The 21,151-nt window shown below is 44.2% G+C and carries 16 protein-coding genes, 2 tRNA genes and 1 riboswitch; of the genes, 4 read left to right on the forward strand and 14 right to left on the reverse strand.

Features of this window, described 5'->3' with window-relative positions; translation table 11 throughout:
• Positions 1-28 precede the first annotated feature (28 nt).
• From ACI4L0_RS04835 to galT, 3 genes are all read right to left on the reverse strand, one after another.
• The gene (locus tag ACI4L0_RS04835; RefSeq protein ID WP_439799039.1) at positions 29-1,033 is read right to left on the reverse strand and encodes a hypothetical protein; all 1,005 of its coding nucleotides are present in this window, start codon (positions 1,031-1,033) and stop codon (positions 29-31) included.
• Positions 1,014-2,051 (reverse strand): aspartate--ammonia ligase, encoded by a 1,038-nt coding sequence (gene asnA / locus ACI4L0_RS04840; RefSeq protein ID WP_439799040.1) that lies wholly within the window; start codon positions 2,049-2,051, stop codon positions 1,014-1,016. The genes ACI4L0_RS04835 and asnA overlap by 20 nt, the downstream gene beginning before the upstream one ends.
• A gap of 148 nt (positions 2,052-2,199) precedes the next feature.
• Positions 2,200-3,717, reverse strand: coding sequence for a UDP-glucose--hexose-1-phosphate uridylyltransferase (galT, locus tag ACI4L0_RS04845; protein WP_439799041.1), 1,518 nt, complete (start codon positions 3,715-3,717; stop codon positions 2,200-2,202).
• A 116-nt stretch (positions 3,718-3,833) separates the two neighbouring features.
• Here galT and ACI4L0_RS04850 point away from each other — a divergent pair, with 116 nt between their 5' ends.
• The 3 genes from ACI4L0_RS04850 to ACI4L0_RS04860 all read left to right on the forward strand — a co-directional run bounded on the left by ACI4L0_RS04850 (position 3,834) and on the right by ACI4L0_RS04860 (position 8,453).
• Positions 3,834-4,631, forward strand: a complete 798-nt coding sequence (locus ACI4L0_RS04850; RefSeq protein ID WP_439799042.1) for a DNA/RNA non-specific endonuclease — start codon at positions 3,834-3,836, stop codon at positions 4,629-4,631.
• A gap of 115 nt (positions 4,632-4,746) precedes the next feature.
• Positions 4,747-5,898, forward strand: coding sequence for a CapA family protein (locus tag ACI4L0_RS04855; RefSeq protein WP_439799043.1), 1,152 nt, complete (start codon positions 4,747-4,749; stop codon positions 5,896-5,898).
• Positions 5,889-8,453, forward strand: coding sequence for a helicase-related protein (locus tag ACI4L0_RS04860; RefSeq protein ID WP_439799044.1), 2,565 nt, complete (start codon positions 5,889-5,891; stop codon positions 8,451-8,453). The genes ACI4L0_RS04855 and ACI4L0_RS04860 overlap by 10 nt, the downstream gene beginning before the upstream one ends.
• A gap of 74 nt (positions 8,454-8,527) precedes the next feature.
• On the opposite strand, the gene ACI4L0_RS04865 is transcribed toward ACI4L0_RS04860, so the two are convergent.
• The 3 genes from ACI4L0_RS04865 to ACI4L0_RS04875 all read right to left on the reverse strand — a co-directional run bounded on the left by ACI4L0_RS04865 (position 8,528) and on the right by ACI4L0_RS04875 (position 12,994).
• Positions 8,528-10,384: a TonB-dependent receptor gene (locus tag ACI4L0_RS04865; protein ID WP_439799045.1), complete on the reverse strand. Its 1,857-nt coding sequence runs from the start codon at positions 10,382-10,384 to the stop codon at positions 8,528-8,530.
• A gap of 100 nt (positions 10,385-10,484) precedes the next feature.
• Positions 10,485-11,285 (reverse strand): hypothetical protein, encoded by an 801-nt coding sequence (locus ACI4L0_RS04870; protein WP_439799046.1) that lies wholly within the window; start codon positions 11,283-11,285, stop codon positions 10,485-10,487.
• Positions 11,286-11,413: 128 nt separating this feature from the next.
• Positions 11,414-11,620: riboswitch (cobalamin riboswitch) on the reverse strand.
• A gap of 54 nt (positions 11,621-11,674) precedes the next feature.
• Complete coding sequence (locus tag ACI4L0_RS04875) at positions 11,675-12,994, reverse strand: hypothetical protein (protein ID WP_439799047.1); 1,320 nt, start codon at positions 12,992-12,994, stop codon at positions 11,675-11,677.
• A 347-nt stretch (positions 12,995-13,341) separates the two neighbouring features.
• Here ACI4L0_RS04875 and ACI4L0_RS04880 point away from each other — a divergent pair, with 347 nt between their 5' ends.
• Positions 13,342-13,911 (forward strand): hypothetical protein, encoded by a 570-nt coding sequence (locus tag ACI4L0_RS04880; RefSeq protein WP_439799048.1) that lies wholly within the window; start codon positions 13,342-13,344, stop codon positions 13,909-13,911.
• A gap of 46 nt (positions 13,912-13,957) precedes the next feature.
• Here the strand turns inward: ACI4L0_RS04880 and ACI4L0_RS04885 are convergent, their stop codons facing one another.
• The 8 genes from ACI4L0_RS04885 to ACI4L0_RS04920 all read right to left on the reverse strand — a co-directional run bounded on the left by ACI4L0_RS04885 (position 13,958) and on the right by ACI4L0_RS04920 (position 21,146).
• A complete protein-coding gene (locus ACI4L0_RS04885) occupies positions 13,958-15,442 on the reverse strand; it encodes a pallilysin-related adhesin (protein ID WP_439799049.1) in 1,485 nt (494 codons plus the stop codon).
• 213 nt (positions 15,443-15,655) lie between these two features.
• Positions 15,656-16,288, reverse strand: a complete 633-nt coding sequence (locus ACI4L0_RS04890; protein WP_439799050.1) for an adenylate kinase — start codon at positions 16,286-16,288, stop codon at positions 15,656-15,658.
• 280 nt (positions 16,289-16,568) lie between these two features.
• Entirely contained in the window at positions 16,569-17,801 is a 1,233-nt protein-coding gene (gene tyrS, locus ACI4L0_RS04895; protein WP_439799051.1) for a tyrosine--tRNA ligase, read from the reverse strand.
• 160 nt (positions 17,802-17,961) lie between these two features.
• A tRNA-Glu gene (locus ACI4L0_RS04900) sits at positions 17,962-18,033 on the reverse strand.
• Between the two features lie 36 nt (positions 18,034-18,069).
• Positions 18,070-18,140 (reverse strand) — tRNA-Gln (locus tag ACI4L0_RS04905).
• 84 nt (positions 18,141-18,224) lie between these two features.
• Complete coding sequence (sufU, locus tag ACI4L0_RS04910) at positions 18,225-18,695, reverse strand: Fe-S cluster assembly sulfur transfer protein SufU (RefSeq protein ID WP_439799052.1); 471 nt, start codon at positions 18,693-18,695, stop codon at positions 18,225-18,227.
• Between the two features lie 42 nt (positions 18,696-18,737).
• Positions 18,738-19,997 carry an aminotransferase class V-fold PLP-dependent enzyme gene (locus tag ACI4L0_RS04915; protein WP_439799053.1) on the reverse strand — a complete coding sequence of 420 codons (1,260 nt, stop codon included), beginning with the start codon at positions 19,995-19,997 and terminating at the stop codon, positions 18,738-18,740.
• A gap of 96 nt (positions 19,998-20,093) precedes the next feature.
• The gene (locus ACI4L0_RS04920; protein ID WP_439799054.1) at positions 20,094-21,146 is read right to left on the reverse strand and encodes a SufB/SufD family protein; all 1,053 of its coding nucleotides are present in this window, start codon (positions 21,144-21,146) and stop codon (positions 20,094-20,096) included.
• Positions 21,147-21,151: the final 5 nt, after the last annotated feature.

The raw sequence follows: 21,151 nt of genomic DNA on the forward strand, positions 1-21,151 counted from the left end.
CCCAAATTCCGGAACCGCCACATCAATTTTACACAAGCCTGTACACAGGACCGTCAGGGGAATCAAGCACTTTCACAGAGCAGTTTTCCATTGTAACGTTATCGCAGAAGCCTGAAATGTCAAGCGCATAAGGAGAAAGCAAGTCGTCAGGATTATACGAAGTTTCCACAACGGATTCCCCTTCTCCGCTCACAACTCTGCTGAAAGCCCCGTTAAGGCACACAATGTCCCTTACAGCCTCAAAAAGCTGAAGCTTGTTTTTTTCCTCAAATTTCTGGCGCAGAAAAAGCAGCTGGAGTTTTTCTATATTTTTGTGGCCGGCGGATTCCGGGTCAAAACCGGTTTCAAAGGAGCAGTTGCTGCACAGCTGGAATTCCTCAAAGTCCGCAAAAAAAGAAGAGGCGTCAATTTTCAGGGCATCGATGACAGAGCAAAACCACGGCACAGCCCTTCCCTCAGAGTAAAAGGTCTTGCAGGCAAAAGCCATTCCGCGGGAAAAATCCAGATCCTTTGAAGAGTACACACCTGTGGGCTTCGGCTCCGCATAAGGCTTCTGCTCAAGCTGCGGAAAATCAATATGATTCGGATACAGGGAAACTGCAAAGTCAAGACGGGCGCGGAAATTTTTGAATGTGTCGCCCCTTTTCATTCCCCAGTCCATGTTAAAGCCAAACACAAGCCCCGCGTCATTCAAGAGCCTGGCTTTCTGCGAATACAATTTCTTGTCAAACAGAAGATTTCCGTTTTTCTCTTCGCCGCACAATGGAATTTCAAGTGAACAGTAAAGCTCCTGTAGCTCCTGCACAACAGTCCTGTCCAAAACCTCAGGGGCGGCAAGAAGTGAAACAAACAGCTCGGGGCAGTGATTTTTTATCATCGCCGCAAGCTTTAAAATTCCTGCCTTGTCATGGGAAAAATTCTGGTCAGAAACAGAAAGCTCTGTAATTCCCATGCTCTGGAACGAAGGAAGAGTCTTGAAAATTTTTTCTATGGAAAAGACAGATTCAGGCTTGCTAGAGAATTGCGATTCCATGTTTTTCACATTCTGCTATCATTGAATCCGGCCAGATGCTTACCTGAGTTTCCCCGATATGGGCTTTCCGCAAAAAATACATGCAAAGCCTTGACTGTCCGATTCCGCCGCCCATAGTCTGAACAAGCGAGCCGTTCAAAAGCTTTTTATGAAAATCAAGCTCCGCACGCTCAGGACAGCCGCGCTCATTCAGCTGCTCAAGAAGAGAATCCTTTGAAACCCGGATTCCCATTGAAGAAAGCTCCATAGCCTGATTCAAAACAGGATTCCAAACCATAAGATCGCCGTTAAGTCCTGTATGTCCATCGCCGCTTTCTGTAATCCAGTCATCATAGTCAGGCGCGCGCCCGTCATGAATTGAGCCGTCCGGAAGCTTTCCTCCGATTCCAATAATAAAAACAGCTCCATGCTTTTTGCAGAATTCATTTTCGCGCTGCTTGGCACTCAGTCCAGGATACATGCGGTACAAATCATCAGAATAAACAAAGGTGATTTTCGGAGGAAGCAAAGGCGAAATCTGCTCGTATCTGTCATAGACAAAAAATTCAGTCTGCTTGAGAACCCTGTAAATGCGCTCAACGGACTCACGCAGGAACATAACATTTCTGTCATCCTCATCAATGCGCATCTCCCAGTCCCACTGGTCAACATAAAGCGAATGAAGATTGTCCAGCGTTTCATCAGCGCGGATTGCATTCATGTCTGTATAAATTCCAAATCCGCAGTCAAGATTCAGCTCGGAAACTTTCAGCCGCTTCCATTTTGCAAGGGAATGAACAATTTCCATGCGGGCTTCTTCCATGTCCTTTACAGGAAAAGACACCGGCCGCTCGACACCGTTCAAGTCATCATTTATTCCAGTGCCGGACTTTACAAACAGCGGAGCCGTAACACGTGTCAGACCAAGCTCTGTGGAAAGCGCAAGCTGAAAAAAATCCTTGAGCAGAACAATAGCCTTTTCAGTTTCCTTTACAGACAGCAGAGGTTTATAGTTTTCGGGAATATACAAACCAGACATTATTTTATCTCCGTAAATCAACAAAGCCGATGCAAGCCGCAGTACAAACAGAGCTCACAGGGACTTCTAAATCCTCCGCACGAATAAAGCAGCAGAAGGGCATTTTTTAAATACAACGAAAATGAATTAAAAAATGCCGAACCACATACTACAACGATTTTATAAATTTTTCAAATGCTTTTTTGCCTTCAGAAGTCCGCTTGTAGACACCGGCATCCTCAAGAACCTTTGCAAACACAATGCCCACTTCATCCTTGAGAATTTTTCCCACAGACTCTCTTGTTATGCCGCTGTACTTCGGAAGGAAAGACTGAACCCACTCATAATGCTTTCCGAGCGTTTCGTCTGAGCTGAAATCCGCGCCGGCCAAAATCGCATCCTCCAGACCGGACAACTCTGTTTTCAATCTGGAAGGAAGAACCGCAAGCCCCATGACTTCAATCAGCCCGATATTTTCTTTTTTTATGTGGTGAAGCTCTGCATGCGGATGGAATACTCCCAGGGGGTGTTCCTCAGTTGTTATGTTGTTTCTAAGCACAAGGTCAAGCTCAAAAAGATTTCCGTTCATGCGCGCAATCGGGGTTATTGTGTTGTGCTTTTCGCCGTCAGTTTCCGCAAAAATAAAGGCCTGCTCATCCGTGTATGCCTTCCACTTTTCAAGAATTCTATCCGCAAGAACACACACATCATCGGAATTTTTTCCGCTAAGACGAATCACGCTCATCGGCCACTTCACTATTCCCAGGCTGACAGATTCAAATCCCGGAACACTGAAAGTTTTTTCAACAGGAGCCTTTGCCATGGGGAACTCATAATTTCCGCCCTGAAAATGATTGTGCGAAAGAATCGAGCCGCCTACAATAGGAAGATCGGCATTGCTTCCGATTATGTAGTGCGGAAACAGCTTTATAAAATCAAAAAGGCAGCGGAATGTTTCCGGGCTGATTTTCATAGGCTCATGCTCATAGCTGAACACAATGCAGTGCTCGTTGTAATAAACATACGGAGAATACTGAAGCCCAAACTGTCTGCCGCCAAGCTGAATTGGAATAATCCGGTGTGTCTGGCGGGCTGCATGGTTCACGCGGCCTGCATATCCTTCGTTTTCCCGGCACAAAAGACAGGCAGGATAGCCCCCCTGGCGCGCATTTCTTGCTGCGGCGATTGCCTTTGGATCTTTTTCAGGCTTTGAAAGATTTATTGTAATATCGATGTCGCCGTATTCTGTGGCAGACTTCCACTTCAAGTCCTTGCAGACTCTGTAGCGACGTATGTAGTCAGTGTCCTGGCTGAATTTATAATACCAGTCGGTTGCTTTGCGGCACGAGGAATTTTTGTAAAGATTCCAGAATGTCCTGCGCACTTCGGAAGGACGGGGAACAAGGCAGCCCATGATTTTTGTGTCGAACAAATCACGGTAAACAATGCTGTCCTCGATGAATTTTTTTTCAACCGCATAGTCAAGCATTTCCTTGAGAATATTTTCAAGGCTGGACTTGCAGGATTCATCCGCGGGAACAAAAGATGCCTGCTCCGCGCTTTCAAAGCCGTCAAGATTAAAAAGCTCAAGCAGACGGTTTTTTGTATAAACAACATCATCCTCTTCAATAAGGCCAGATGCAAGCCCGTAGCCTGCAAGGGAATTAATAGATTCGCAAATGTTCATATCATGATTTTAAAATGATTTTCCCGGGCTGTCAAACTGGCTTTTTGCAGTGTGCGCAAACAGTTGCTCAGTTTCAAGCATTGCATTTTTTTTCTTTTATAAATACAATTTTCCGCATGAAAAAAACGACTAGAATTTTATTTTCCGCAGTTTTTATTTTTCTTTCAGCAGCGGTATTTTCACAGACAGCCTCCGATTCCCTTGAAATTCCTGTATGCCCGGCAACTGCCAGCGAAACCGGATGCAATGACCATGAAGTCCACCGCTACTCAGGATTCGCACTGTGCTTCCGCGACAGCTACAAGGATGCAGAATGGGTGGGCTACACAATCACAAAGGAAAGGCTTGTCAGAAAAGTAAGGCGCACAAATAAATTCCGCGAGGACGAATCCATTTCAACAGGCAGCGCAAAGCTTTCAGACTACAAGGCAAGCGGCTACGACAGAGGACATCTTGCGCCGGCAGCCGATATGTCATGGAGAGAGCAAACTGAAAGCGAAAGTTTTTTACTGAGCAACATTACTCCGCAGGCTCCTTTGTTCAACCGGGGAATATGGAAAGAGCTTGAATCAAAAATCAGAAGCTTTGCGCAGACCGCCGAAAGCGTGACAGTTATAACAGGTCCTGTGCTTGAAAAAGATGCGCAGGAATACAGCAGCATAGGCGAAAGCAAAGTCCGTGTTCCAGAATATTTTTATAAAGTGATTCTTGCAAATTACGGACAAGACAAATTCAAGTGCACGGGTTTTATCATTCCGAACACAAAATGCGACGAGCCGCTTGAAACTTTCGCAGTGGCGGTTGACGAAGTGGAAAAACGAACAGGTCTTGATTTTTTCAGCGCCCTTGACGACAGCATTGAAGAAGCCATAGAAGCCAGCACAGAAAATCTGCTTGAACAGACAGAAGGCTGAAATTTCAGCGGAAAATCCAAAGGCAATGATTTTCAGAGCGATCTAGAAACGCACAAATGTTATGTGTATAATTTTCAGTGTGCAATTTTTAAAGCAAACAAAAAACACTTTCATCATGCTGTCAGCCACAGTTCTTCTCACGCTTGCTTCCTGCAGAACAACCAGCCTTGACCGCCCGGGACTTTCTGTCTACAGGGAAGAGCCGCCCACCGCACAGACATTCCTTGAAGGAAAACTTCTGCTCACATTTGCAGGCGACATAATGGCACATTCAGAAAATACCCGAGGAAATTTTTCCTGCATATACGCTGACATCCAGGATCTTGTTCGCCAGGCGGATTTTTCCTTTGCCAATCTTGAAACTTCAGTTGATGACAGCAAGGACTACTCTTCCTATCCGCGCTTCAATGTGAAAGAAGAATATGCCGATGCCGCAATCAACGCAGGCTTTTCAGTTTTCAGCCTTGCAAACAATCATTCAAATGATTTTGGAAAACAGGGGCTTGAGCAGACACGGAAATACTTTGAAAAAAAACAAATGCTTCTCAGCCAGCAGAACAGACCGCTGTATTTTTCTGGAATAAAAAAAACAAAGAATGACCCGGTTGAATTTATCCTGATTGAAAAAAAAGGCTGGAAGATAATGTTCGCCGCCGTAACGGAAATTCTAAACCAGACATCTGGAATTGAGTATGTGAATTTTATCAGCCCCACAGAAAAAAAGCGCGCCCAGTTTCTTGAGCTTGTAAGGCAGAAAAAAAGCGAATGTGATCTTTTAATTCTGAGCCTTCACTGCGCGGAAGAAGAATATGTCCTGACCATTGCTGAAAATCAAAAAAAATTTTATCATTCCCTTATCGAAGCTGGCGTTGATGTTCTGTGGATAAATCATCCGCACGTTTCAAAGGAATGGGAGCTTGTGTCCACTGGGGAGATTCCGAGGAAAATTATATTCTACTCCATGGGAAACACAATCAGCGGTCAAAGAAGAAATCCTGATTTTTCAAATCCACAGGGAATAAGGGAATACACCGGCGACGGTCTTGTTGCCCAGGTTGCATTTGAAAAGGACAGCTCGGGCGCAAGAATTTCATGGGTCAATCCGGTTCTTGTTACAACGCTGATTGACAGCGAAAATTATTTCGTCATAAGAAAATTAAATGATGAATTTTTAAATACGCTGGAAGACAATTCAAAGTGGAAGAACTACCTTTCAGAGCGTAAAAAAATTATGGAAAAAATAAAAGGAAAAAACAGATGTCAATAAACTACAAAAAACTTCCTGTCTATGAACAGAAAGACAGAATTCTTGAAGCTCTAAAAAACAACCAGGTCATAATAGTGCAAAGCCCGACAGGATCGGGAAAGACAACCCAGCTCCCTGTTATTCTGCACGAGGCCGGCTATTCGCAGAACGGAATCATCGCGGTAACCCAGCCAAGAAGAATTGCCGCTCTGAGCGTAAGCGAATTCATTGCAAAGCAGCTCAAGACAAAATACCCGGGGCTTGTAGGCTACAAGGTTCGCTTTGAAGACAAAACCGACACGGTAACAAAAATCAAAATCATGACAGACGGAATTCTTCTTCAGGAAATGAAGCTCGATCCCTACATGAGCAAGTATTCCGTCATAATGGTCGACGAAGCCCACGAGCGCAGCCTGAACATAGATTTTGCGCTGGGACTTTTAAAAAGAATTCTTGCAGTGCGGCACGATTTCAAGGTGATTGTAAGCTCTGCCACAATGAACGCGGAAAATTTCAGCAGGTACTTTGGAAACTGTCCTATAATAAATATTGAAACCCAGACTTTCCCTGTCGCAATGATTTATGATCCCCCGGAAGCAAAGCCCACAACCACTACGGAAACCGGCGTTGAGGCAATTCTTGGAAAAATCGAAAAAACAATCGACCGTGTTCTGGACAACAAGGAAACAGGAGACATTCTTGTATTTCTTCCCGGCGAAAAAATAATAAAGGACTGCATGCAGCGGCTTTACAATTCATCTTTTAAAAACAAAATCCACATCATTCCTCTTTATGGCCGGCTTCCCAAGGAAGAGCAGGAACGAGTGTTCAACAGCGCGCCATTCGGAAAAAAGAAAGTTGTCCTAAGCACAAACATCGCGGAAACTTCCATAACAATAAACGGAATTACAACAGTAATAGACTCGGGTCTTGCAAAACTGAATTTCTACAGCCCCAAAACTTTTACCTCAAGCCTCGTGGAAACTCCCGTGAGCCGCGCAAGCTGCAACCAGCGCAGAGGAAGAGCAGGCCGCACCTGCGAGGGAACATGCTACAGGCTCTATTCACGCAAGGACTTTGAAAGCCGCCAGGAATATACAACTGAAGAAATTTACCGAACCGACCTGAGCGAAGTTGTCCTGAGAATGGCGGAGCTTGGAATCACGGAATTTGAAAAATTCGATTTTATTTCACCGCCGGGACACGAAGGACTTGTGGGCGCAGTTCAAACTCTGAATATGCTCGGCGCTCTGGAAAATGACGGCTCGCTTTCAAGCACCGGAAAACTGATGGTTATGTTTCCGCTTGAGCCGAGAGTAAGCAGAATTATTGTCGAAAGCATAATGCGCTATCCAAATGTCATGGACGAAGTTTTGATTGCCTCGTCATTTCTGAGCGCGCAGTCGCCTTTTGTTCTTCCTGTCGGCGAAGAAATGGATGCTCGGCAGGCACACCATTCATTCCGCGATATGCAGGGAGATTTTGTGGCGTATGTAAAAATTTTCAGAAGCTATGCAGAAGCAAAAAGCAAGGAAGCGTTCTGCAAGAAAAATTATCTTGATGAGCGCATAATGGCTGAAATTCAAAACATAAAAATTCAGCTTGAAGAAATTGTTTCCCAAAAACTTCAGCTTCCGATTCTGTCCGGCGGAAACATGGAGGACTATCTCTGCTGCATTGCTTCTGGAATGATTCAGTTTGTGTGCATACGCGAAGGCAGGGAAAACTACAGGAGCCTCACCCAGAATCACATTTCCATACACCCAAGCTCATCAATGTTCAAGATAAATCCTGTCTACATTGTGGCAGGAGAAATTGTCCGCACAAGCCGAATGTTTGCAATGAGCGTTTCGCCTTTAACCAAAAGAATTCTTGAGCAGATAAATCCGGGGCTGGAAGAAAAACTCAGCAAGATAAAATCTGAAAAAGAAAAAGACAAAAAGCAGAATTCAAAGGATTCAAGGGAAACAGAAAAAAAGGAAAAGACAAAGACAGCCAAGCGCGAAAAAACAGAAAACTCCGTTATGTTCGGCGGCCAGATTTTTGAATACAAAAAAATCAAGGGCAAAAAAACTCTTCAGCTTCCATGGAGCGAATTCAAAAATGCGCTGGCAGAAGAAAAAAACGAAAGCCTCTTAAAAAACATCGCCGGCATGAAAGGAGAAATTCTCATGCACGGAGGCAGCAGGCTTCTTTCAGGCGAAAAAATGGAAACAATCATGAAAGCCGCAAAAACCCTGAATCTTTCTCCGCTCGATGCAAAGTCATGGCCGCGCAAGCTGAACATAAATGTGCTTGAGGACAAAGGGCTTGCAAAGCTTACAGAAAGCATAGGCTGTGTAATGCGGGTTACAGTCGCAAAATCCGCCTCAAAGGAGCTGGGCTTTATCTGCCTGTTCACAGACGGAAAGGGAACATACTGGTTCAAGGTTTCAAGAGGATTTTCCACCGCGCTCAACGAAAGCCTTTCTTCCCTTGAAAAACTTATTGATGACACAAAGGACGCTGATATCGATATTTCCAAAAAAGAAAAAATCAATATGGTTTACCGTCTTTTAAATGAAATGTACAAATAAAAGTCCTTCATCAAAAAATGCTCAAAAATCAAAAACCTGCGCTTCAGCTGTAAAGGCAGAAGCCAGGCGAACACTCACAGCCTGAATCCGGCGGAAAGTTCAACCGAAGTTCCGGGAGACGGATAGCCGTCAACATGCACATACTGAAAATCAAATACATTCTGCCACAAAACATTGAGCCGTATTTTTTCTGCGCTCCACGACAGGCTTGCATCTAAATTATAGTAGTCCGGAATGTACAGGGAATTTGAGTTGTCCAGATATTTCCGCGAGTTGTACGAAAAAACAGTCCGCAGCATAAAGCCTTTCCAAAAACTCCAGCTTGCGGAAACAGACGCACTGTGAACAGGAGTCAGCATAATCTGATTGCCGTCTGTATTTCCGCCGGAAGTGAGAATTGCCCTGCAGAATGTATATCCAGCGCACAAAACAAAAGGCTCCAGAAGATTTTTTGTCGACACAGAAAAATCCGCGCCCCAGTTAACGGAAGAGCCCCAGTTCTCACAAGTCCACACGCCCGACGAATCGCTTTTCCAGCCGATTTTATCCTGATAAAAAATCAAAAACGGCTTTACAGATGCTTCAACTGAAGAAAAATAAGAAGCCCCTGTATAAAACGACCATGCTGTTTCGCATTTCAAGTCAGGATTTCCCTTGCCCCCTGAGCCGGAATAATAAAGCTGCTGAAAAACAGGATTTGTAATATTTCTTGCCGCCTTAAAAAACACAGCAGACGATTCTCCTGTTTTCTCCGCGGAAAAACTGAAAAGCACATCCACCGACGATGCAGGCTCAAAATAATTCAGCGGAACTGCAACCGAAAAATCCCAGTCACAAAAAGAAAAATTCACGCCCGGACTGAAAAACGCCGTAAAAAGATTGTGCGAAGCGCGCTGTGCCTGAGCAGAGGCATTTTTTTCCGCAGAAACATCATAGGAAGCAAGCGCATACAAATTCACAAAACCCAGGGCGGAGCTTTCAGCCTGAAACGAAAAACTATCCAGCCTGCAAGTTTCCTCCGCGGAAGAAAAACGAGCTTTCTTTGAATACTCAAGGCTGGTGTGCTTGTACGACGGAAGAATTTTCAGGCTGAAGTTTTCATACGGAAGAAAAACAGGCAGCGCAAAGGAAACAGAAGCATCCTTTTGATTTTCCTCGCTGAAATAATATCCGCCTGTCTTTCCGCAGTTGGCATCTGAAAAACTTGCATAGCTTGCAAATCCGAACGATGCGCCCGGGAAACTCTGCGATGAATACTCGGCAAAAAAACTGTTGTTAAAAAGAATTCTTTCATACCCCGAATATTTTTTATTGTACCCGGAATACGAATCCTTGAACTCCGGCTTGTACACTGCCTCTTTTGAGCGGTAGCCAAAATGATTTTTCTGCTCCGCCGCAGTAAAGCTGTCCTGAAAAAAAAGCGCAGATCCGTTTTCAAGCAGCAGCGGAAAAGAAATTTCCGCAGAAGCTCCGGGACTGTCATTCAGTGAATCCGCATAGCTTTTGGAGCGAATTTCAGCATTCACTGAAAATGCGCTGTAATCAAGCGAAACAGTGCTTATGTAGATAGAAACAGAGCCGTAGACAGAAGCCGGGTCGATTTTTATTGACTTTATGCTTTTAAAATCAAGCGTTGAAAAATCAAATTTTCCGGTGTTGGGGTCGTTCATCAAAACATTGTTGATGTAAACTTTTATAGAAGAATTCCAATAGCCGTGAAAGGTAAGCTCGCAGTTTCCTTTTTTAAAGGAAAAACCAACAGCCTCCAAAGCCTGCTCCGCTGAAGAAAAATCAGAAAGCCGCTTTTCGTCAAGAAAAATACCGCCTGAATTCTGTGTTCTGCGGATGCTTGTCCTTATTCCAGGAAGCTCCAGATCCTGTGCAAAGCAAAAATTAAGCGAAAATAAAAAGAATAAAAAAAATTTTCTCATTGTCAAAAAAAGCTGTCCATGCAAAAACAAAGACAGCCGTTGATTTCTAGAAAACACTGAACAATATCTTCAAGCAAGAAAATCCGCCGCGCAAAACGCCCTACTCTGTTTTTGTAAAGACATTCTGCTGCATATCATAAGGCAAAGACACTGAGCGACCTGTTTGTTCCGCCCCGGAATAGGAGCTGGTCCAATATCTGGATGTAAAATAATCCTCGTTGTTAAAGGCAAATTTTTCCACAGCCTCGGCAAGGTTTGAAATATTATCGTATGAAGCATCCTCGCTAAAGCCTCCCTCAATAAATATTTTTTCACTGCTGAAAGAAGAACTCTTTTTTGATATCACAGGCAGATTTCCGTCTGAGTCAAGGAACTGAAATTTTACACCGTAATAGCAGCCTTCAGTCGGAGTTCTATAAGGAGAGCATTTTGCCTTGAAAATAATTACACCGGAATGTTTGTCGATTTCTTCATCCTGAATACCGTCAGACCAGTCCGCATCCGCATAGACATTATACACGACATAAACCGGGTTTGTATTATCTGGAATAAAATACAAAGAAAAGGATTCTTTTTTGACAGAATCCCAAAACGTAAAAGTTACACAGCCTTCAGATGGTTCATTCTTTCCCTCACAGGAACATGCAGTCGCATAGGCCATTGACGGACGAAATATAAAGGCGACTTCTGTACCATAGCTTTGTGTATTTTTTGTAGAATACACGCCGCTTACAGGATCATCTTCTGAAAGTGCAACAGCCTTTCCAACAGATCTCACTACATAATCATCATCGTCATCATCTAAACTACAGGAAAAAAAAGACAGGGAAAAACAACAAAACAAAAAAAACGCAGCAAACCGCACAGCCGCGCATCTAAAAGAGAAGCGTAAGCTTTTCATAAAAAACTCCAAGCAAAGGAGCGCCCTTTGCCGTATTTTATTTGCGCCTTTATGCAAAGACACATTGAATTCCTTCCAGCCGGATGAAAACTCAAACGCTTGTCCAGCATAAGCGTTTCACCAGCAAAAAAAGAATTCAGCGCATACCAAAGTTTCCGGGCTTACAGCATTTTTCCACAGCCTTCCCGCAGAAAATCCGCAGTGACATCTTTGCAGAAAAACAAGAACCTTTCGGCACTTCCAGGCCGCTTACCGTTGAGCGTCCAGCCCAGGTTTTTCACCTGATTCCATTGAAATATGCGCCGTCAGCTTCAAAAAAACATTGAAAATGAATTCTTAAAGCTTAATCAACAGCCTGCCTTCTGAAAAACAAAAAGCAGGAACGTTTACTAAAGAATATGGCTTATATAGAAACCGCATGACCATGCATTGCGCTTCTTGTCATCAAAGGCCTTTCTGTGCTCAAGGTTCAATGCAGCATCAAAATCAGTCTTCTTAGAGAAGTGATACTTTATAGAAGGACGGCACGTAATAATATGTCCGCCGTCCCAGTCATCATCATCCCAGTCCTTGTCCTTTGAGCCGAAAGCAAGCGAGCCGTAGACATTGAACAGGAAATCCTTGTTTACAGGAAGAATAAGGGAAACTCCAGTAAACCATGCCATTGTATAGTCATCATTCTCAAACAAATTCAGTCCGATTTCAGGGCGGAGAGAAAGATTTGTATCAGGAACAGCAAAAGTTATCGCGCCGCCAATAGCATAGGCTTCGTCATCCTTTTCGCTTGTAAACAGAGAAACCATAGACAGATAAAGATCAAGAGAAAAAGTCTTTGTTCCGATTGTAGAGCCAGCATAGAAATTCGCGGAATCCTCAAATGCGCCTTCAAGAACTGCGCCCACAGAAATCCAGTCAACAGGAGCAACCTGAACACCAAAGTTCACGGCAGGATCATCTGTGTTAAAGCCATTCGGAAGAGCAGCGCCAAGCTCAAGGTCAACCTTTCCCTTGGAAACATATCTTACACCGAGAGCTCTTCTTGCATAGGAATTCGCATAAGGAATAAAGCCGACAACATCAGCAGAACCAGGCTTGTCAACAGTGAATTTATAATAGCCTTTTGAATCGGATGAAGTTTCGCTCGGAGAGAATGAGCCTGCGCGGTCATCATAGGCTGTGGAAAATCCGCCCTGTCTTACATGAGCATCAGGTCCCCAAACCCAGTCACCGTAGCCGGGAGCAGATCCGACTTTCCAGTTCAGCTTTGTTCCCATTCCAAAGTCAAAATTGCGGTTGATGTGATAAATAAAATTCAGGTAGAAAGCGTCTGTAATTGTGTTGTTTGAGTTGATTGAATTATTATATCCATCATCATTTGTATTTGTATGATTGCCGCCTCTAGTATTGCGGCCGTAATGAAGGGCAAGCGGATTCAGATTTGTTGTTCCGATTTCAAAGTTGTCAACATCGCCGCCGTTATTGTAGTTTGCCAAAGCGCCCATGTTGAGCATTCCGTCCATGGTGAATTTTCCCTGGTCAAAGCGCGCCTGAAACAAATCTGTAACGCCGTAAAACATTGTGTCCCCGTCAAACGGATTGCCGAAGCCTGTCCACAAAGTATTCTTAATCTGGGCTTTTCCCAAAACCTGCGCACCAGCAGTTGCACTCAAAAGAAGCGCAGCTACAGTTCCCAAAACAACCTTTTTCACTTAAAGCCTCCGAGATATAGAAAAAAAAGATAAAGTCACCCCAGCTATGAGGTTCTTTAAAATTGAAATTAGTCCGAGCAAACGGACAGTTCAAGTTAAAACAAGCACGCAATTTCAGCGGATTATTTTAACTGTTTTGAACAACTTGTTCAGTATTCATCTAGCTCAAATTCTGTAATTGATTTTACAGAGAAAGAATAAAAAAATCAAGAAAACCTAGAAAAATGCAATACAAGCACCAAAAAACAGCATTTTTTTGAAAAAAAAAGAAATATTATATTCGGAAGGATTGCCGCTCACAGGTCTGCGTGCAGCCTTTTATCATTGAATTTTCATGGAGAAAAAAAATGAAAAAAGCAGTAAAAAGAATTTTTATTTTTCCGGCAGCAATCATCTTAGCTTCGTGCGCCACAGCCAGCAGAAAAATCACTCCAGCCCCATTGCGAGGAACAGCGGAGCTTATCGACAGTTTTGAGGAGGAAAACAACTGGTATGCCGCAGGAACTTCAGAGCCGCACGACTATTCAACAGGAACCGACACTTCGGAAGAATGGAGCACCCAGGGCGATTTCTGCGGGCAGTGGAGCTTTATGCGCATCCCCCAGAACGGGCTTGCTTCCTTTGCACTGGATTTGCCGCCGCAAACCGACTTGACAGGCGCAAAAGCCATAACCGCAGACATAAACAACACTTCGCAAAATCCGCTCTCTGTCTTTGTTGAAATACAGTCCGCCCATCAGCAAATAATTTTCACTACAGAAAAAATCACGCTTGCAATCGGAGAAAACATAAATGTGCGCTTTGAACTGATAACAGACAAAGAATATGCCGGCGAAATCAACAGCCTTGTTTTCAGGCTAAAGGGAAAAAGCGCTTCCGGGGAGCTTTTTATAGACAACATAAATCTTGTGCGCTAAAGCCGGAAGCTGAATTTTTATAAAAAGCAAAAGCGCCTCAAGCTCCCTAATCCGACTGAACCATAAGAACAACAGGGCGAGACTCCAGGGGAATAATTCCGTAGCCCGTAGCCCTGCACGGCTGAAGAATGCATTTTTTCTTGTCGGAAGGCAAATCCTCAATGGAAATCCTGTAAATCCCGGAAAACCTTGCATTTTCAGCGGTGGGCGACCTGAACTGAATATAAGAATCTCCGGCTGCCTCAAAACAGCTGAAGAATCCGCTTTCCGTAAAGCTTTCATTTTCAATAAGGTACTTTCCGTTTTCCAGCTTCACTGTGGAGCCGTCGGGAATTTTCCATATACCGTCTTTTGCAAGAACAGCAGAACTGACTCCTGCCGGTTCTGAACCCTGCTTTAAAAATATATTTTTGCCTGTTTTCTTGTAATTTCCATCCCAGAATGCATTTTCGTTTATAAGCATGCGCACATCGTCCTGAATTCGAATCTGAATTTCCTCTGTGCTTTTCAGGCTTATGTCAATTCTGCGCTGAAGATTTTCAATTTCCTGATTTATAGTTGAAAGATAAATTCCATTGCGCCGGATATTGCTGTGCGCCCACTTGTAAACCTCTTCAGTATCATCCTTGAAAAAAATAATCTCCCTTGCATCATAGTCAAAAAAAACGCACCGCACACTGCCGTCAGCCTCGGGCATAAACCAGACACCGTTCAAAAATGCCGCGAATGTCGCAACCGTTCCGTCCTGAATTTTCGCAAGCTCCTTTTCTGCTATCCGGCTTCCTGCAACGCGAATCGTCCGTGTCTTGACATATTTTCCCTCTGAATGACTCCACTCATACTGAATCTGAAGCTGATCCGCGCTGCCGGGATTCTCGGTGTCGGAAGAATAAACCCATATAGGAAACCGCGCTCCGTTAGCCTTGGAACGCTCATAGGCATCATAGCGGTCAATCTGCTGAATAAAAACAGTTCCGTCGCCGCGAAGATCAGCAATCATTGAAAGAGAAAATTTTCCGCCTTCATTTGAAATAAAAAACGCCTGGAGAATGGAATCCCCGTTATCCGCAAATCCCTGATAAACCAGCGCGATTCTGTGTTCGCCGGTCAAATCCATTCCGGTATACGAAAAAGTCTGCGCCTGTGAAATTTCAGTTGCAATGACAGCCTTGCGCTCATAGGAATTTTTCTGCGGATTATAAAGCCCCACAAGAATGGCAAGATAAGGGCTGTCCATTGTTTTTATGACATTCACCTGGTCGTCAAATCCGTCTCCGTCAAAATCCATGCTCACAATGCTGATCAGAGTTTCATCGTCATTCAGCGGAACAAGGGAAACAAGGGCGGAATCCTCCTCCTCGGAAGAAAAAGAAGCATCCTTTTTTTCCTCAGCAGAAGCCAGCATAGGCACCACAACAGACGCCGAGGCCTTGTTCTTATCAGGCTTGTAAATATAATTCTTTGCAATCAGCGCAACAACGCCCGCCGCCACAATCACAATAAAAAGCGAAACAGTAACTTTTCTCTGCATGAAAAAAATTTGAAATACTGGGCAGCTGAAAACTTAATTCAAACGCCCCCGGCTGCCTCAGGCGCAACCGGTTTCTACTGACATATTTTCCTTAAGAAAAACTGAAGGGAACCTCGAAAAACGCAAAGCTTCAAGCCGCACCATTGGCAGCTTAAAACAGCAGAAACCTCTAAAAATCACTGAAAATGAATTTCTAGAGGTTTCCAAGATACTTTATTTGTTCGGAAAAAGCTTTTTGAAATCAACAAGAACAAGGCTGGAATCCCTTGCGCTGTCAATGTCAGTGATTTTTCCAAGCTTCTTGTAAAATTCAATAAGCGGCTCTGTTTCTTTTCTGTAGACCTCAAGGCGGTGAGTTATAGACTCAAGCTTGTCATCCTCGCGTGTAAAAAGCTCGCCGCCGCACTTGTCGCATTTGCCTTCAACTTTCGGAGGCATGAATTTTACATTATAGTTGGCCTTGCAGCTCTTGCAGACACGGCGGTTTGAAAGGCGGGCAATAATAAGGTCATTGTCAACTTCAAAATTGACAACCTTTACATCAATTCCAAGCTTTTCAAAAGCCTCTGCCTGGGGAATAGTCCGCGGAAAGCCATCCAGAATGAATCCGTTTTTGCAGTCATCCTTTTTAAGCCTGTCTTCAACAATCTCAAGAACAACATCATCGCTCACAAGCCCGCCGGAATCAAGAATAGCCTTGACTTTTTTTCCAAGCTCTGTCTGGTTCTTGATATTCTCGCGGAAAATATCTCCTGTTGAAATCTGCGGAATTCCATATTCCTCAGAAACCTGTGATGCCAGGGTACCCTTTCCAGCACCCGGAGGACCTAAAAAAATAAAATTCATCTTTTCTCCTAAAAAAGCCAATGGAAAATATAAATTTTCAAACTGACTTTTTAAGCCGCTTCACAATGAAATAAACTCGGAAGCGACAGTTGATATGCAAGCTTGCAACGCAAACTTCAGGCAGAAAAAAAGCCAAAGCCCTTCGATTTTCCTGAAAACACTGCCCAACATTCCAGGTTCTCTAAAAACTCAGTTTTCAGAGATTTTCATTATAAAACAGAACTTCCAAATTAACAAGAAAATATTGGAAACCCGGAAGTTGTTATTTTCAATGGCATGCTCAATTAAATTTAAGAATATAATTCTTCTTTTTGCCGCGCCTTAGAACAATTACCTTGTTCCCGATTGCAAGCTCTGGTGTAATCTGCATATTTTCATCGCTGAACTTTTCACCGTTCAGTGTTATAGAACCTGCCGAAAGAAATTCACGGGCCTCTCGGCGGCTTGAGCAAATTCCCTTGCCCACAAGCACATCAATCAGCTTTTCCCCTTCTGACACAGAAACAGTAGGAACATCCTTGAAGCCAATCTCAATATCCTTAAGGCTCAGGGACTTCACATCGCCGGAAAAAAGAGATGCGCTGATTCCAACAGCCTTTTCAAATTCCTGCGCTCCATGCAGATCTGTAATAATTTCTCGCGCAAGAGCCTTGTGGGCTTCCCGAAGCTCAGGACGCTCGCGGTTCTTTGCGGCAAGCTCTTCTATTTCATCTGGCGAAAGAAATGTAAAAATCTTCAGGTAGTCAACGACCATCGAATCATCAACATTCACAAGATACTGGTAAAGCTCATAGCTTGAAGTTTTGTTCAAGTCAAGCCACAGTGCATTTCCCGCGCTCTTGCCGAATTTATTTCCGTACTTATCAAGAACAAGCGGCATGGTAAATCCATAAGCTTCCTTTCCTTCAATTTTGCGTATAAGCTCAAGACCGGTTGTTATGTTTCCCCACTGATCCGCGCCCTCTGCCTGAAGAATACAGTTCTTATTCTTGAAAAGCCACAAAAAGTCATAGCCCTGAAGAAGAGTATAAGAAAATTCCGCAAAAGTAATTCCTGTTTCAAGGCGGCGTGAAATAATATCCTTGGAAAGCATATAGCTTACATTTATATATTTTCCGATGTCGCGCAGAAATTCAAGAAAAGTATAATCCTTTGTCCAGTCATAGTTGTTTACAATTTCAGCCTTTCCTTCAAAAATCCTGTCCACCTGGCTTTTTATCCCCGAAAGATTCCGCTCCAGAGTTTCGTGGCTGATTATCTCGCGCTCAGCTGTGGGACGGGGATCTCCGATAAGCCCGGTTGAGCCGCCCACAAGAAGAATAGGATGATGCCCCTGCCTTGCAAGTCGCTTTGCAGTTACCAGGGAAGAATAATGCCCCAGATGAAGGCTGTCCGCCGTAGGGTCTGTGCCCCAGTAAAATGTAATTTTCTCATTGTTAAGCTTGTCTGCAATATCTTCGCCGGCAACGTCCTTGACAAGTCCACGCCACTGAAGCTCCTCAAAAAATGTCATTTTTCACTCCACAAAAAATACAGCCCTAGGGTTTCGTATTGTCAACACAAAACAAGACAGATCCGTCTTATTCAGGTTTTACAAAGAAGATTATCATTTTTTTTCATGCATTTCCACTAAAAAGGCATAAAAAAAGCTCCTGCGAAAAAACAGGAGCAAGCGGTTCCTACGGGAATCGAACCCGTCTTTCGACCTTGAGAGGGTCACGTCCTAGCCGATAGACGAAGGAACCTAAACAAAAAAAGCCAGACAAAGAGTCCAGCTTATATTCCCCAAGGAGGATTCGAACCCCCACAGTGAGAACCAGAATCTCAAGTGCTACCATTACACAATCGGGGAATGCAATGTGCATATAAAATACACAGACAAGAAAAAAAAGTCAATAGCATAAAGCCATTTTTATCAAAAAAATATAGCAAAATGCTAGACAGAACAATGCTCCGCCGTTCCCTGCCCCTCGGTTTTTCCGTTTTTCAGCATTTCTTCCATTGTATGCCAGCCGAGAACAGCGCATTTTACACGTGCAGGCATTTTGCTGATATTTTTCAGGGCCGATGCCTCATCCAGCTGCTCAAGAACACTGTCATCTTCGATTTTTCCGTAAATCATGTCCACAAACAGCGAAGAAAGACGCAGCGCTTCATCCTTTGGCTTTCCGATTATATCATCAAGCATCATGTCCACTGAAGCCTGGCTTACAGCGCACCCGGAGCCGTTAAAAGTTCCCTCGGTAATAATGCCATCGCTGTCAATTTTAAGCTGAAGATAAATAGTATCACCGCAGCTTGGATTTACGCCCCGCAATGTAAAAGTCGGATTTTCCAAGACACCTTTGTGAGTTGGATTCAGATTATGCTCGTTAAGAATTTCCTGATAAAGTGATTTCAAATCCATATCAACACCTCAATTTTCAATCTCGGGAATCTTCTGAAATATTCAGTTTTCCGAGGCTTTCTCTTTAAATCCCATCCAGCTTCTGACAGACTTCAGCTTTTCAAGGAAAATTTCCGCCTCCTGCTGCGTATTATAAAAATAACAGCTGGCACGGGCTGTAGAACCGACACCGAGCTTCTGCATAAGAGGCTGTGCGCAATGATGTCCTGCGCGGACTGCAATTTTTTCAGTATCAAGGATAGAAGCGATATCGTGCGGATGAACACCGTCAATCACAAAAGTGATAATTCCGCAGTGCTTTCTGCAGTCATCGCTGCCGATTACGTGCAGATTGGGAATTTTTTTCATTCCCTCAAGAATCAGCTTTGCAAGCCTGTCATCATTTTCAGCTATGTTTTCAAGCCCGATGTCCTGAATATACTGAATCGCCCTGGCAAGGCCTACTGCTCCGGCTGCATTTACAGTGCCTGCTTCAAATTTATGGGGAACTTCAGCAAAGGACGCGCCATCCCTTGTAACGTAGTCAATCATCTCGCCGCCGCGCATAAACGGAGGAATTTTTTCAAGCAGCTCCTTTTTTCCGTACAGAACACCGATTCCCATTGGAGCACAGAGCTTGTGTCCAGAAAACGCAAAGAAATCCGCGCCCAAAGCCTGAACATCGATTTTTCTGTGGGGAGCACTCTGCGCGCCGTCCACAACAACAAAAGCACCCTTTCCGCCGTTTCCGACAGTGTGCGCATAGGAAGCAATCAGCTCAACAGGATTTGTAATGCCGAAAACATTGCTCACGTGTGTGACAGCAACAATTTTTGTGCGGGAATTTATCTTGTCCTTGATTTCCTGCTCTGAAATTTCCCCGGAGTCATCACATTCAAGCCACACAAGCTTTGCGCCCCTCGCAGAGCATACCATCTGCCACGGAAGAATGTTTGAATGATGCTCCATGCAGCTCACAACAATTTCATCCCCCTCCTGAACTTCAGACAGGCCGAGGGTATAGGCAACCAGATTCAGGCTCTCGCTGGCATTTCTGGTAAAGATTATTTCAGATGAAAAGGCGGCGTTAAGGAATTTTGCCACAACTTCCCTGGAATTCTCATAGTCATCCGTTGCCCTGATACTGAGCGCATAAAGCCCCCTCAGCGGATTTGCATTGTCTTTCTGATAAAAGTCAGATTCCGCCTGCAAAACACAATCCGGGCGGTGAGTGGTGGCGGCATTATCCAGATATACAAGCCCAGCGTTTTCCGGGCGGCTGAATATTTTAAAATCCCTGCGGACTTCCTCTGCACTGAACATATTTTCCTCAATTTTCCACTGAACTCAAGGAAGGGATTGCCGACCGCTTTGACTGCTAATCATTCCTTGAACGCAAATTATTTTTCCATGCCCGTTCTACCGGACAGATTTTTCAACAAATTCATTTATCTCTTCCACAAGGCTTTCGTCAGGAATGAACCTGCACACCTTAGAAACCTTCGCCCTTGCCAGAAGAGAACGGACTGTGGCTTCGTCAATGCCGCGGCTCTGCATATAGAAGAGCTTTTCCGTGTCGATTTTTCCTATTGAACATCCGTGCCGCCCTTCAACAGCCTCTTCATCGCATAAAATCACAGGAAGGCTTTTGTTCACGGTTCGCGGACTGAGCAAAAGAACATCCTCCTGCTCATCGCCCACAGAATCCGCGCAGCCTTTCTTGAAATCGATTGTGCCCCTCCATGTCTTTTGCGCGCTGTCCATAAGAACACCGTCCACAGAAAAGCGGCTTTCGGAGCATTTTCCGCTCTGGTGCGCAACCTGATTCATATCAAGGAATGAATTTCCTTTGGCAATGTACGCGGCCTCACCCAAAAAACGGCTTTTGTAGCCATCCAGGCTGCAAAATGTTCCGCTGAAGGATTTTCCAGAGCCAAGCTGAAGCTCCGTGATTTCTATAACAGAATTGTCTGCGCACCTTGAGCCGAGCGAACTGAAGTGGACAACATTTTCCCCAAGGAGATTTACGCATGAAATATGCACACGGGAATTTTCCTCGGCGCACACACGGATGCGGATTCCAAGCTGGGAATTCTGAATTCCGGCGGCGCTCCTGTACACAAAAATATATGACAAGTTTTCATTTTCAGCGGCATGAATCACAACATCGCACACACAGGACGAATTTTCCTCCGCAGAAAATTCAATTTTACGAGCGGAATTCTGCCCGGAAAAAGCACAGCGGACTGTCTTTATTCCGTTCTTATGCAGCAGGGAATCAAACGCCCTGTCAAATTCCTTGCCAAGACCGGTTTCTATGGAACTGTACAGGGAAGTATCCTCAAGCTCCTTCGCATCCTGAATATGCAGGGCAGCACATTCAGAGTCAAGCCCAAGACGGGTGCTGTTTATGCCAAGAAAATTCCAAGTAAGGCTTGGAAAGTGATTCACGTCTATATCAAAATGCTCCATTTTCT

It is taken from the genome of Treponema sp. (assembly GCF_051883275.1).
Lineage (GTDB): Bacteria > Spirochaetota > Spirochaetia > Treponematales > Treponemataceae > Treponema_D.

Bases quoted from the DNA above. Each gene is read 5' to 3' on its own strand.
- ACI4L0_RS04835 (WP_439799039.1), bottom strand. From the start codon at position 1,033: ATGGAATCGCAATTCTCTAGCAAGCCTGAATCTGTCTTTTCCATAGAA.
- asnA (WP_439799040.1), bottom strand. From the start codon at position 2,051: ATGTCTGGTTTGTATATTCCCGAAAACTATAAACCTCTGCTGTCTGTA.
- galT (WP_439799041.1), bottom strand. From the start codon at position 3,717: ATGAACATTTGCGAATCTATTAATTCCCTTGCAGGCTACGGGCTTGCA.
- ACI4L0_RS04850 (WP_439799042.1), top strand. From the start codon at position 3,834: ATGAAAAAAACGACTAGAATTTTATTTTCCGCAGTTTTTATTTTTCTT.
- ACI4L0_RS04855 (WP_439799043.1), top strand. From the start codon at position 4,747: ATGCTGTCAGCCACAGTTCTTCTCACGCTTGCTTCCTGCAGAACAACC.
- ACI4L0_RS04860 (WP_439799044.1), top strand. From the start codon at position 5,889: ATGTCAATAAACTACAAAAAACTTCCTGTCTATGAACAGAAAGACAGA.
- ACI4L0_RS04865 (WP_439799045.1), bottom strand. From the start codon at position 10,384: ATGAGAAAATTTTTTTTATTCTTTTTATTTTCGCTTAATTTTTGCTTT.
- ACI4L0_RS04870 (WP_439799046.1), bottom strand. From the start codon at position 11,285: ATGAAAAGCTTACGCTTCTCTTTTAGATGCGCGGCTGTGCGGTTTGCT.
- ACI4L0_RS04880 (WP_439799048.1), top strand. From the start codon at position 13,342: ATGAAAAAAGCAGTAAAAAGAATTTTTATTTTTCCGGCAGCAATCATC.
- ACI4L0_RS04885 (WP_439799049.1), bottom strand. From the start codon at position 15,442: ATGCAGAGAAAAGTTACTGTTTCGCTTTTTATTGTGATTGTGGCGGCG.
- ACI4L0_RS04890 (WP_439799050.1), bottom strand. From the start codon at position 16,288: ATGAATTTTATTTTTTTAGGTCCTCCGGGTGCTGGAAAGGGTACCCTG.
- tyrS (WP_439799051.1), bottom strand. From the start codon at position 17,801: ATGACATTTTTTGAGGAGCTTCAGTGGCGTGGACTTGTCAAGGACGTT.
- sufU (WP_439799052.1), bottom strand. From the start codon at position 18,695: ATGGATTTGAAATCACTTTATCAGGAAATTCTTAACGAGCATAATCTG.
- ACI4L0_RS04915 (WP_439799053.1), bottom strand. From the start codon at position 19,997: ATGTTCAGTGCAGAGGAAGTCCGCAGGGATTTTAAAATATTCAGCCGC.
- ACI4L0_RS04920 (WP_439799054.1), bottom strand. From the start codon at position 21,146: ATGGAGCATTTTGATATAGACGTGAATCACTTTCCAAGCCTTACTTGG.